This window comes from Ensifer sp. Root423, assembly GCF_001426275.1.
Lineage (GTDB): Bacteria > Pseudomonadota > Alphaproteobacteria > Rhizobiales > Rhizobiaceae > Ensifer > Ensifer adhaerens.
Genome location: NZ_LMEG01000001.1, coordinates 342848 through 355156, shown reverse-complemented (window position 1 = coordinate 355156; position 12309 = coordinate 342848). Strand labels below are relative to the sequence as shown.

Annotated in this window: 12 protein-coding genes; 2 read left to right on the top strand and 10 right to left on the bottom strand. The window is 64.4% G+C overall.

The window, feature by feature from the left end; translation table 11 throughout:
* The first annotated feature begins 81 nt into the window (after positions 1-81).
* On the top strand, positions 82-681 hold the full coding sequence (locus ASD01_RS01765; RefSeq protein WP_034792981.1) for a class I SAM-dependent methyltransferase: 600 nt from the start codon (positions 82-84) through the stop codon (positions 679-681).
* Between the two features lie 589 nt (positions 682-1270).
* The gene (locus tag ASD01_RS01760; protein ID WP_082572750.1) at positions 1271-2791 is read left to right on the top strand and encodes an arylsulfatase B; all 1521 of its coding nucleotides are present in this window, start codon (positions 1271-1273) and stop codon (positions 2789-2791) included.
* Positions 2792-2824: 33 nt separating this feature from the next.
* On the opposite strand, the gene ASD01_RS01755 is transcribed toward ASD01_RS01760, so the two are convergent.
* From ASD01_RS01755 to ASD01_RS01710, 10 genes are all read right to left on the bottom strand, one after another.
* A complete protein-coding gene (locus tag ASD01_RS01755; protein ID WP_226020593.1) occupies positions 2825-3118 on the bottom strand; it encodes a hypothetical protein in 294 nt (97 codons plus the stop codon).
* Positions 3119-3288: 170 nt separating this feature from the next.
* On the bottom strand, positions 3289-3996 hold the full coding sequence (locus tag ASD01_RS01750) for a L,D-transpeptidase (protein WP_051659263.1): 708 nt from the start codon (positions 3994-3996) through the stop codon (positions 3289-3291).
* Positions 3993-4907 (bottom strand): ABC transporter substrate-binding protein, encoded by a 915-nt coding sequence (locus tag ASD01_RS01745; RefSeq protein ID WP_034793684.1) that lies wholly within the window; start codon positions 4905-4907, stop codon positions 3993-3995. The genes ASD01_RS01750 and ASD01_RS01745 overlap by 4 nt, the downstream gene beginning before the upstream one ends.
* A 543-nt stretch (positions 4908-5450) precedes the next feature.
* Positions 5451-7184, bottom strand: a complete 1734-nt coding sequence (locus ASD01_RS01740) for a methyl-accepting chemotaxis protein (RefSeq protein WP_034792979.1) — start codon at positions 7182-7184, stop codon at positions 5451-5453.
* A gap of 118 nt (positions 7185-7302) precedes the next feature.
* Complete coding sequence (locus tag ASD01_RS01735; protein ID WP_060643563.1) at positions 7303-7818, bottom strand: metal-dependent hydrolase; 516 nt, start codon at positions 7816-7818, stop codon at positions 7303-7305.
* Between the two features lie 130 nt (positions 7819-7948).
* Positions 7949-8164, bottom strand: a complete 216-nt coding sequence (locus ASD01_RS01730) for a hypothetical protein (protein WP_034792977.1) — start codon at positions 8162-8164, stop codon at positions 7949-7951.
* A 139-nt stretch (positions 8165-8303) separates the two neighbouring features.
* Positions 8304-9218 (bottom strand): 4-hydroxybenzoate octaprenyltransferase, encoded by a 915-nt coding sequence (gene ubiA / locus ASD01_RS01725; RefSeq protein WP_034793682.1) that lies wholly within the window; start codon positions 9216-9218, stop codon positions 8304-8306.
* A 405-nt stretch (positions 9219-9623) separates the two neighbouring features.
* Positions 9624-10286 carry a peroxiredoxin gene (locus ASD01_RS01720; protein ID WP_034793680.1) on the bottom strand — a complete coding sequence of 221 codons (663 nt, stop codon included), beginning with the start codon at positions 10284-10286 and terminating at the stop codon, positions 9624-9626.
* Between the two features lie 360 nt (positions 10287-10646).
* On the bottom strand, positions 10647-11204 hold the full coding sequence (locus tag ASD01_RS01715) for a DsbA family protein (RefSeq protein ID WP_060643530.1): 558 nt from the start codon (positions 11202-11204) through the stop codon (positions 10647-10649).
* 115 nt (positions 11205-11319) lie between these two features.
* Entirely contained in the window at positions 11320-12309 is a 990-nt protein-coding gene (locus tag ASD01_RS01710) for a threo-3-hydroxy-L-aspartate ammonia-lyase (protein ID WP_034792973.1), read from the bottom strand.

Here is a 12309-nt window from a genome sequence, read left to right as displayed (position 1 = left end):
TGGCGAAACGCTGACGGAACGGATTTCGCAGCCCAAGGCAATCGCCCTTCCCACGCCGGCGCCAACGCCCAGAAAGCATCGATGACAAAACCCGACGACGACACCCTCGCCTTCTATCGCGACAACGCCGCCACCTATGCGGCGCGCGAACGCAAGCCGCCGGCAACCCGTCTCGCGGCCTTCATGGCCCGTCTCGCCCCCGGCGCCTCGGTGCTCGATCTCGGCTGCGGCGGCGGGCATGACAGCCTTGTTCTGCTGGACCATGGCTTCGACGTCAGCGCCTGCGACGGTTCGGCGGAACTGGCGCGGGAAGCCGAAGTGCGCATCGGCCGCAAGGTCGAGGTCATCACGTTTCAGGAGATCGTTTGGGAAGGACGGTTCGACGGCATCTGGGCCGAGGCCTCGCTTCTGCATGTGCCGCGCACGGAGCTTGCCGACGTGCTCACACGCATTCGCCGGACGCTGAAGCCGGGCGGTCTTCTGCAGGCGAGTTTCAAGGCCGGCGAGACGGAAGGCCACGACCGCTTCGGCCGCTACTTCAACTACCCCTCAGCCGAATGGCTGCGCGCCTGCTTCGAAGACGCCGGCTGGCCCGAGCCTGACATCAGCGAGGCCGATGGAAGCGGTTATGACGGCGAACCAACCCGCTGGTTGCATGTCTCGGCAAGGCGCACGGCTTGAGCCGGTTCAGCGCTACGACCGTAAAGCCATGCAGATCGAAGTGCACGACGCCACGTGTTGTCGCGGTTCAGCGACGGCAAGCTTGAAGCGCCCGCGCCATTGGAACCCCTCCGGGTCGTCCACGGATCCCGTTTTGCTTCCCCGCGCCCTCAGGCCTCGCGGCTGAAGTAACTCAGGATCAGAAGCGTGCAGATCGCCGCAACGATCAAGGCGTCGAAAAGTGCAAAGTGCTCGAAGAACGAGAGCATGGCATGTCCTCCTTCCAACTAAACCTATGAGAGCACATATTTTCCAAACTTGGAAGAAGTCCTGGAAAATATACTGACCAAACAACGCAATTCGCCCGAATAATATTTGCACTGCAGCATTATTTATTTGCACTGCACAAAGCTTAATTCCATGAAAATTATCGTTGACAGTGCCGCGACAGCTCAACGATACAGCCGTCGATAGGCCGTCAACGACGCGCCATTTCCCCCCTTTGCCACCACGACAATGTTAATTGACGGCGCTACCGGAAGGTGCAGATATTAGAAAAATCGAATAGAAGATCCGCTGTCCGGTCGGGTCGCATTTCCAGGGGGTGCGCATGTCTGAACTGCAAGCGAACAACGCCCGTGCAAACGCATGCGGCGGCAAGACGGCTGAGGCGGATCCGGAAGCCGGCCTGACCCGGCGCGACATTCTCATGAGCAGTGCGGCGATCGCCGTTGCCGCCGGGCTGCCGGCGAGCCTTGCGGCTCTTGCCCCGAATGCGGCGCAAGCAGCCGGCGCGACGGCGCCGAACATCGTCTACATCATCGCTGACGATCTCGGCTGGGGCGATGTCGGCTTCCGCGGCTCGGACATCAGCACACCCAATCTCGACAGGCTGGCGGCGACCGGCGTAACCTTCGACCAGTTCTACACCCAGCCGATGTGCACGCCGACGCGCGCAGCCTTCCTCACCGGCCGCTACCCGCTGCGCTATGGCCTGCAGACGGGCGTGATCCCCTCGCCCGGTACCTACGGTCTGGCGCTCGACGAATACCTGCTTTCCCAGGTCATGAAGGATGCCGGGTACAGAACCGCGCTGGTCGGCAAGTGGCATCTCGGCCATGCCAAGCCGGAATATTGGCCCAAGCAGCGCGGCTTCGACACCTTCTATGGCGCGCTGGTCGGCGAGATCGACCACTTCAAGCACGCCTCCCATGGGGTGAAGGACTGGTACCGTGGCAACAGGCCGCTCGAGGAGACCGGCTTCGACAACACGCTGATCGGCGACGAGGCAGCCCGGGTGGTCGAAAGCCACGATCCCGCAAGCCCACTCTTCCTCTATCTCGCCTTCACGGCGCCGCACACGCCCTTCCAGGCGCCCGATGACTATCTCGAGCGCTACAAGCACATCGCCGACAAGAACCGCCGTGCCTATGCGGCGATGATCTCCGTGCTCGACGACGGTATCGGCAAGCTGCTGGCGTCGCTCGAAAAGCGCGGCATGCGCGACAACACGATGATCGTCTTTCACAGCGACAATGGCGGTGTGACGAGTTCGCTCTTTGCCGGCGACAGCAAGGTGAGCGGCGAACTCCCGGCCGACAACGGCCCCTATCGCGACGGCAAGGGCACGCTCTACGAGGGCGGCACCCGCGTGGTCGCGCTTGCCAACTGGCCGAAGAAGATCAAGCCCGGCAAGGTCGCAGGCATGGTCCATGTGGTCGACATGTATCCGACGCTGGCAGCGATCGTCGGCGCGACGCTCGACAAGAACCAGCCGCTCGACGGCATCAACCTCTGGCCCTCTTTGAGCGAGGGCAAGCCGACGCCGCGCACCGAGGTTGTCTACAACGTCGACCCCATGGGCGGCGCCGTGCGCCGGGACAACTGGAAGCTCGTCTGGAAGGCGACGCTGCCGCAAAAGGTCGAACTCTTCGATCTTGGCGTCGACCCGTCCGAGGCACACGATGTTTCGGCCGATTACGCCGACCGCGTGCGCGACTTCCAGGACTGGATCACCAGCCTTGCGGTCGAGATGGACCAGCCGCTGCTGCTGATGGACGCGGCGCGCCTGACCTTCTACGCAGCGCCCGTCGTTGCCGATCCTTCGACGCTGTTCAATATTGGTGATTGACGGCCGGCAGCATGGCCGCGGCCGGGTTGTCTGCTAGACCGGCGTGACCGACTTCACGCTGCCGGCGGTGTCGACGATGCAGGTGAACTTGCGGCCGGCGGCGTCGAGGTCGACGCTGTAGGAGGCGGCATCGAGCGCCCGCGAACTGGTCGGCAAGACCTTGGCGCTGTCGACCTGGGCAGCACCGGCGGCCGCATGGGCACACAGAAGCTGCAGATCAGCCGGCGCCGTCTGCAGGCTGGTGCGCGCCATATCCTCGGGCTTGGGCGCGGACTGGCAACCGCTGATCGCGGCCGTGGCCGCCAGCGCCAGAACAAGGCCTTTCATACGCAATATCCCCTCGCTCACCACGTATCCTCCCCTTCGCATCTTCTGTCCCTGTTTCTTCGCGCGATCGACCACCCGTGTCCCCGGCGGCCGATCGGTTCTTTCCTGGCGCCCGCAAGGTGCCTGCGCCGACGCGCCGCTCTCAAGCGACCCGTCTTGCCTATACTGCCTCAAACGCCCTTGTAGAGCGCTGCCCCCTGCATCAGCACGATCACCTTGGCGCCGATCTCGATGCGCGAATGCAGGTCGATGACGTCGTCATTGTTCATGCGGATGCAGCCGGAGGAAACGTCGAGCCCGATCGTCCAGGGCTCCACCGTGCCGTGGATGCGGTAGATCGTGTCCTGGTCGCCCTCGTAGAGATAGAGCGCGCGGGCGCCGAGCGGATTGTCCGGCCCGCCGGGCATGCCGGCCGCCCATTTCGCCGCATTCGGGTCGCGCGCCACCATCTCGGCCGGCGGCGTCCAGGTCGGCCATTCGGCCGTGCGCCCGACGCGCACGATGCCGGCCCAGCCGAAGCCCTCCCGCCCGACGCCGATGCCGTAGCGGATCGCCTGGCCGCCGGGTTGCACCAGGTAGAGGAAGTGCTGGTTGCCGTCGATGATGATCGTGCCCGGCTGTTCCGCCGTTCGGAAGGTCACCACCTGGCGGCGGAACGCCTCTGGCAGCTGATTGTTGCGGGCGAAATACTGCCGCGCTTTCTTCTTGTCGTAGTTCACCCATTTCTTGGTGCGGGCGTCGTAGATCTGGGTCTGCGCCCAGGCGGCGAGCGGCCCGAGCGTAAGGGCGGCGGCAAGCACCGCGACACCGAGCCTGCGCCGCGTCCACAGGGGCCGGTCCGTGCCGGCAAGGCGATTGTCGTCAGAACGTCCGCTCATGGCTTGGCCCACCCGTCGATGCGCGCCGCATTGTCTTCGGCCCATTTCTTCGCGTAGTCGGCCGGCGCCTGCCGCTCGACCTCCAGCGCGTAGCTCATCTTCGTCACTTCCTCCGGCGAGAAATCCACCTTCTCCAGGAACTTCGCGACATCGGGGTGTTTCTTGCCGAAGGCAGTGGCATAGGCAATCTGGAAATGTGCCGCTTGCCAGGCGGTCGAGGCGCTGGATTTCGACACCCAGAGCGGGTCGCTCGGCGGCAAGATCTTCCACTTGGCGGCATCGTGCGGCGGCTCTTCGAGCCGTGCGATCGGGTGCAGCTCGAACACGTGATGCGGCGCGTAGCAGTAGAACACCATCGGCCTCTCGGTCGCGACGGCCGCATCGACGGCAGCCATCGCCACCTCCTCTTCCGCCTCGAACAGCGTCAGCGTCTTGTCGTAGCCGTAGCCGGCCGCCCGCGCCCGCTCGATGCCGGTCGAAAGCCAGGTGGCGGCGCCGATCCACATCTCGCCCTTGCCGTCGCCGTCGGTGTCGAGGACCTTGGTCTTTTCGGGGTCGCTGAGATCGGCGGCCGACTTGATCGTCTTGGCCGCTTCCGGCGTGGCGCAAAGGCCCTGCCAGGCCGGCACGCTGCGTTCGGTCAGCTGGCCGACCCCCTTTTCGGTCACGTATTTGCGCACGACGTCTTCGAAGTTCGGTCGCCAGACCTCAGGCTGAATGTCGACCGTGCCCGCCTCGAAACCGACGAAGGCATTGAGCGTGCCGAGCTCCTTGACCTCGGCATCGAGCCCGAATTTCTTGGCGATGCCCACTTTCAGGATATTGGCCGTCGCCTGGCCCGACGGCCAGTTCGGCATGGCGATCACCAGATCGGCGGCAGTGGCAGGCAGCGCCACGGATGCGGCCAGCATGGCAGCCAGCACCGCTGGCAGAAACCTCGACTTTTCCTTCACAATCCCCTCCGACCTCGAGCAATCGATGCGAATGACGTCGTGAATGCGTATGTCGTGCTCAAGCGACGCTGAAACGCGTCGCAACTCTGCAGGTTTCCCTTGATCGCGAGCCCCTGCAGCTCTTCAGAATGCCATGGCGACCTGGCGAGACGCACGGGCGCCGTTTGCGAATGCGAAGCTTATCAATGCCTTGGGCCTTTGGCCCTGCTCTTCCCGTGCCGTATCCGGCATCTTCGTTCGTTGGCCGGCAGGATGCATAGAACCGTGGGCTTCGTCAACGTATCAGCGATACCACACGTTGCACGAACACGTCTGCCGATCGTCTATCACGCGCCAATGCCACGGGAGACCTCGGAGACAGTGCGGTCACAATTTCGTTGCTGCGGTAGGGCTCTCCAACGCACGAAGGTTGCCTTGGAGGGGATGAGGCGGGCCGCACCCCCGGCCCGCCCGCCCGCGAACGGCAGGGCATGATCGCCCCGCACGTCCCGCTTTATTCCCTCAGGCGGCCCGCGCGTCGGTCGCGCGGCGACGGTCACCCATGCCGCCCGTTGCCGCTGCCGTGCCCGCCTCGCGCCGCTCGGCACGGCGGTTGAGCTGGAAGCGGTTGACCAGTTCCGTCAGCCGCTGCGCGCCTTCGGCCAGCCGGACGCTGACGTCGGCGGTGCGCTCCACCATGCCCGCATTCTTCTGCGTCATGACGTCGATGTCGTTGACCGCAGCGTTGATTTCGCCGAGGCCCGCCGTCTGCTCGGTCGCAGCCGTCGCGATCGCTGCGATCCGCGTGTCGATCGCCGCGACGAAGTCCTCGATTTCCTTCAGCGCGCTGCCGGTATCGCCGACGAGGCGCACGCCTTCGGCGACTTCGGCGACCGAATTCTGGATCAGCGCCTTGATCTCCTTGGCGGCCTTGGCCGAGCGCTGGGCGAGCTCGCGCACCTCCGAGGCAACGACCGCAAAGCCCTTGCCGGCATCGCCGGCGCGCGCCGCCTCGACCCCGGCGTTGAGCGCCAAAAGGTTGGTCTGGAAAGCGATCTCGTCGATCACGCCGATGATCTGGCTGATCTCCTCGGAGGCCGCCTTGATGCGTTGCATCGCCGTCACCGCATCGCGCACGACGCCGGAAGAGCTGTGCGCCGATTGCCGCGCATTCTGCACCAGTGCGCGGGTCTGCTGGGTATTCTCGGTCGAGGTGCGCACCGTCGCCGTCGCCTGTTCCAGCGCCGCCGAGGTCTGCTCCAGGGCTGCCGCCTGCTGGCGCGTGCGGTCGGCAAGATGCTCGGCGGCATCCTTCATCTCGTGGCTGTTGCTGTTGAGGTCGCGGGTCTGGCTGAGCACGGCCGACAGCGTTTCCTGGAACATGCCGATCGAGGTGTTGAAGTCGCGCCGAAGGATTTCGAGCTCGCCGACGAAGGGCTCGTCCAGCGTCATGCGGATGTTGCACTCGGCTAGGCGGCCGAGCCCGGCGCCGATCTCCTGGACCGCAAGCACGCGGTCGGAAACGTCGACGGCGAATTTCACCACCTTCGACACGCGACCGGCATCGTCGAGGATCGGATTGTAGGACGCCTGGATGAAGACCGTCTTGCCACCCTTGCCGATACGCTTGAACTGGTCGGTGACGAAGCGCCCGGCCGCAAGATCGCGCCAGAAGCCGGCATAGGCGGGCGAATGGACATCGTCCGGCTCGCAGAACATGGAATGGTGCCGGCCGACGATCTCGGGAAGCGCGTAGCCCATGGCCGAAAGGAAGTTTTCGTTGGCGGTGATGATCTCGCCCGAAGGCGTGAATTCGATGATCGCCTGGGCCCGCGACAGGGCGTCGATCTTGCCCTGATCGTCGGTGCTCTTTGCCTTCGACGCGGTGATGTCCGTCGCGAACTTCACCACCTTGTAGGGCTTGCGGCCGCGAAACACCGGATTGTAGGAGGCCTCGATCCAGATCTCCCGCCCGCCCTTGCCGATGCGCCGGTACTGCTGGCTGTCATATTCGCCGCGGGCAAGGCGTGCCCAGAAATCGGTATAGGCAGCGGACGCCGCCTCCTCCGGCTGCACGAACATGCGGTGATGCCGGCCGACAATCTCGTGGAGATCGTAACCCATCGCGCGGCAGAAATTCTCGTTGGCGGTCAGGATCGTGCCGGAAAGATCGAATTCGATGATCGCCTGCGACCGGTTGATCGCATCGAGCATGGCTTTGGCATCGGACGAAAAAAGAAACGGCAGGCCAGTCATGAGGGCGGGACCTATAGCTAACAAATCGAAAAGGGATACATGCGAATTGTAGCTATTCGTATGATAAATTTCTTAAGCGATTCTTTTCGCGCCCCCTAGAATTGCCCTGCTTTTGCTCTCATGCGGCCTCGGTCCCGATCGTGCGCCGCGCTCTCAAATCGTGCAAAGCGAAATGGCCGGCCAGCAGCCAGATCAAAACTTCGAGCGCAAAGGTCCAGTGCAAGAGGAAGTTCAGGTACCAGGGTTTGTAGACCGCCTGCACATGCACAAGGTTCACCCTGAGATCCACAAAGGGAAAGAACCAGCGGATATCAGCCGCGACAGAATCCATCACCAGATGCAGGAGCACGCTCGAAAGCCCGACACCGACAAGGACGAGCTGTTTGCGCCGCCCGGTGGCGATGAGAACAAGCGCAACCGTCGCCGCCAGCACCAGCCAGAAGATCGGCGTGTGCACCCAGTAGTCGTGATGCGGCGTGCGGCGCTGGTCGATCAGGTAGAAATAGGCGAGATCGAAATCCGGCAGGACGGGACAGACAAGCCCGACACCGAAGATGGCGCGGGCCTGCGACGGGCTGCGGCGCGCAAACGGGCGGCACAGCAGATACCCGGCCGGCAGATGTGCAATGAACAAGCAGGTTTCCTCCCGAAGCGCGGCGATACCCGCGCCCAACGGGCGCAGTCTTTACGCGAACTCCGGAGGATTTGCAACCAAACTTGTCGCTTTGATGGCTTCCACCCACAGGCATCGCTGCCAGCGGACGTTACCAGTTGCCCGGATCTGCCGTGTGGTCGACGCTCGCGAATTCGTCCGCCTTGTCGCGCTCGAGCGTCAGCCTGGTAATGTTCTTCGCCTCGTCGGTGACGGCGTAGGAAAGCGGCGCCGGCTCGCGGGTCAGATACTGGTACATCAAAAGGGCCGCCTCCTCGGCGCTATCGGCCTCGAATTCCTTGGCGACGCTGACGAAGAACCTTTGCATGGCCTGCCCCTGCCCGTTTGACTGCGCTGAACGCCTGGATATGACATCTGGATATGACATGGAGCGCTCGCGCCGGGCGTCAATGCGTCGCCCGCCTGTCGGCCGTATTCCAGGCGGCAGGCCGGACGTTCGGCGTCCCTCAAAAACTTCCGGCGAGAGCGGCGGCAGCCAGCAGCCCGCCGGTCAGGATATTCGCCAGAAACAGTCGATAGCTGATTTCGGGGCGATCGAGGTCGAAACGCCGGGCCTGCCACGCGAGATGGGCCGCGATCACCACCATGCCGATGGCATACAGGCTCGACATGCCGAGCATCCAGCCGCCAACAGACCAGGCGGCCAGCGTCAGGCCGTAGAACAGGGCGATACAGGCCTTGCCGCGAGAGCCGAACAGGATCGCCGTCGACTTGAGACCGAGACGCGTGTCGTCTCGCACATCGACATAGGCGTAGGCCGTATCATAGCCGATCTGCCACGCAACGGCGCCGGCCCACATCAGCACAGCGCCCGCCGGAACATGTCCGGCAACCTGCGACCAGGCCATCAGCATGCCCCAGTTGAAGGCAGCGCCCAAGACCGCTTGCGGCCAATGGGTGAACCTCTTGCAGAAGGGGTAGAGGAACACGAGCGGCACGACGCACACCGCAAGCACACGGGTCGCGGGGCTCAGGAAGACAAGGAGCGAAGCGGCGAGCGCAAGTTGCGCAATCAGGAAGACAACGGCCCGGGACATGCCGATCTCACCATTTGCAAGCGGACGAAACCGCGTGCGCTCGACATGCCCGTCGAAATTGCGGTCGGCCATGTCATTGATGGTGGAGCCGGCACTGCGCATCAGAAATGCGCCGAGCGTGAACACCAGAATATCCCGAATCTCGGGAAGGCCATGCGCCGCCTGGAAAAGCGCCGCCCAACAGGGAAAGAGCGTCAGCCAGATACCGACCGGCCTGTCGAGCCGCGCAAGACGGGTATAGGGCCGCACCGCCCGCGGCAACCGGCGATCCACCCAGTCGCCGCGGTGAATGTCTGTCAGGTCGGGGCGGCTTGCTGCGGTCATGAGGCGGGTCATCCAGTCAGCGTGCGGCGCGCTCCGGCGGCGGCCGCAAACAGCGGCACTATAGGCGCGGGCGTGCTCAGATAAAGGAGGGATTCTGTCGCAGAGGAAGCAGGCTTCCGGCGCGGGGTTCGCCGCTCCGGCAACCATGGGTCGTGGGAATGGAAGCTAAACGGCCTCTCCGCCGCCCCCCAGAGGCGGGGAAAAGGAACCGCGGAAAGCACGCCAACGTCCCTTCTCCCCGCATGCGGGGAGAAGGCGCCGGCAGGCGGGTGAGGGTCAGCTCCCTCACCGCGAGATGAGGGGCAGCCCCCTCGTCACGGAATGCGGATAAACCCTCACCACCAGCAACGAAGGACGAACCCGTACGCGGGCGCTTCCGCGCCCTGGCGAAATGTCAGCCCCGCCTCAGCCCTTCGGCTGCGGCACGATGCGGATATAGGGCTTCGGCGCGCGCCAGCCCTCCGGATAGACCTTGCGGGCATCCTCATCCGTGACGGAGCCGGCGATGATCACGTCGTCGCCCTGCTGCCAGTTCACCGGCGTTGCCACCTTGTGCTTGGCCGTCAGCTGCAGCGAGTCGATGACACGCAGCACCTCGTCGAAGTTGCGGCCTGTCGTCATCGGATAGATGAGGATCAGCTTGATCTTCTTGTCCGGGCCGACGACGAAGACGTTGCGCACCGTCTGGTTGTCAGCGGGCGTACGCTTGGTCGGATCGCCGGAAACCGGCGCCGGCAGCATGCCGTAGAGCTTCGAGACGGTGTAGTCGACATCGGCGATCATCGGGAAGTTCGGCGCATGGCCCTGTGTCTCCTCGATATCGGCGGCCCAGCCGGCATGGCGGTCGAGCGGATCGACCGAAAGGCCGATGATCTTGACGCCGCGCCGGTCGAATTCCGGCTTGATGCGCGCCATGTAGCCGAGCTCGGTGGTGCAGACGGGCGTAAAGTCCTTCGGGTGCGAAAACAGCACCGCCCAGGAGTCGCCGATCCAGTCGTGAAACCGGATCGTGCCGTCGGTTGTCCCGACCTCGAAGTCCGGTGCGAGGTCATTGATTGCAAGCGTCACGATACCCTCCAGTTGTGTATGCACCGCGCCCATCCGGAGCGGTGGCAGCGCTTAGATTTTTGGCAACGCGGCGTCCGAAAAGGCGCTCAAAAAGCCCGCTGTATTCCTCTGGCTTTTTCCAACATGTGTTTTCCGACGGAAATCGGCCGGAGAGAAATCCTTTAGAAAAACAAAATATTACAGTGGCCTCCGCCCTGTCATTCAGACGCTTGGCGCCGTCGCGCGAGGCTCAGTGTGCCACTTTTGCCGGTTAAGGCAACTGGAAAGACGGGCGTCGCCAACGGCCCGGTCGAGCCCCGGGAAAATGCCCGCAACGGGGGCCCGGCCGCTGCCCGCCGGAAGCGTCCCTTGCAACCTTCGTCAGGCGAGCAACTTCGCCGCCCAGGCCGAAACATCATCGCCGCTGCTCACGTCCGGCCGCACGATCCCGTCGATCATGAAGGTCGGGGAGACGTGGATGCCGTTCTGGCGGGCGTACCGGCAATGCCATTTGATCTCCCGATCGAGATCGGGGATCGCAAAGGCCGCCTTCAGTTGCACGCCGCTATAACCTTCCAGTCGCTCGATGATCGTGTTGGGGGTCACGTCCATGTTGGGCCCGCCGGCGTGGTGGGTGAACTCGAACTCCTCCCGATGCGCAGTGACGGCCGCGATGACGGTCTTTGCGGTCTCCTTGCCGCCCGCCAGCGTCGAGGCCGCAAGAATACAGCGAACGACGACGCCGGAATACATGTGCCAGGGCTGCGACTGCAGCCGGATCTTGATGGTGATCCTGTCCGCGCCGGCGCGGGCGAGAAGGGCATCGAGCTTGCCGAATGCCTTGGCCGAGTAAGGATCCGTCGGTTCCAGAAAGACCTCGAAGAGGTGCGGACCGGTGCCCCAGGTGAGTGGATCGGCGTGCCAAGGTGCGTCTGTCATGTGATGTCCCCTTCTTCAAGCCGCCTGATCTGTTCGATGAACGTCGAGAGCCATGCGCCCGGTCTGCAAGGCTTCGACGAAATGGCGGGCACCAGGACGGCGGTCCGGGTAAAGTTCACGTCGCCTGCAGCAGCGCGCCGTAGGTCGCCAGATCGACATTGCCGCCGCTCAGGACGATGCCGACGCGCTTGCCGGCGCAGGCAAGCACCCCCTCGAGCACGGCGGCCGCCGCAAGGCAGCCGGTCGGCTCGACCACGATCTTCATGCGCTCGCCGAAGAAACGCATGGTTTCGACCAGCTGTGCGTCGCTCACCGTGACGATGTCGGCGACCGCGCGCTGGATGATCGGAAAATTGTGGGCGCCGATGCTGGGGGTGAGCGCGCCGTCGGCGATCGACTTCGGGATGGCGATTTCGACGATCCGGCCCTGGCGCAGCGACTGCTGGCCGTCATTGCCGGCCTCGGGCTCGACGCCGACGATGGTCGCGCCGGGCGAGCGCTCCCTGGCGGCGAGCGCGGTGCCGCCAAGCAGCCCGCCGCCGCCGAGCGGCGTGACGATCAGGTCGAGCTCACCCACCTCCTCGATCAGCTCAAGAATTGCCGTCCCCTGGCCCGCGATCACGTCCGCATGGTCGAAGGGAGGGATCAGCACAGCGCCGCGCTCGGCCGCCAACCGGGCGCTGATGGCCGAGCGGTCTTCCTTGTAGCGGTCGTAGAACACGACGTCGGCGCCATAGCCGCGCGTTGCCGCCACCTTCATGTCGGGCGCATCGGCGGGCATGACGATCGTCGCTGCGACGCCCTGCAGGCGCGCGGCATAGGCGATCGCCTGGGCATGATTGCCGGAGGAAAAGGCGACGACGCCCTGCCTCGATCCCTTTTCCCTGAGCGCGGCGATGGCGTTATAGGCGCCGCGGAACTTGAAGGCGCCGCCGCGCTGGAAGTTTTCCGCCTTGAAGAACAGCCGGGCGCCGGTGGCGGCATCGGCCGTGCGCGAGGTCAGGACCGGCGTTCGGTGCGCGATCCCGGCGATCCGGTTTCGGGCCATCTGCACGTCGTCGAATGTCGGAATGCGCAATGCCTCGTCCGCCGCTGAAACTGCCAT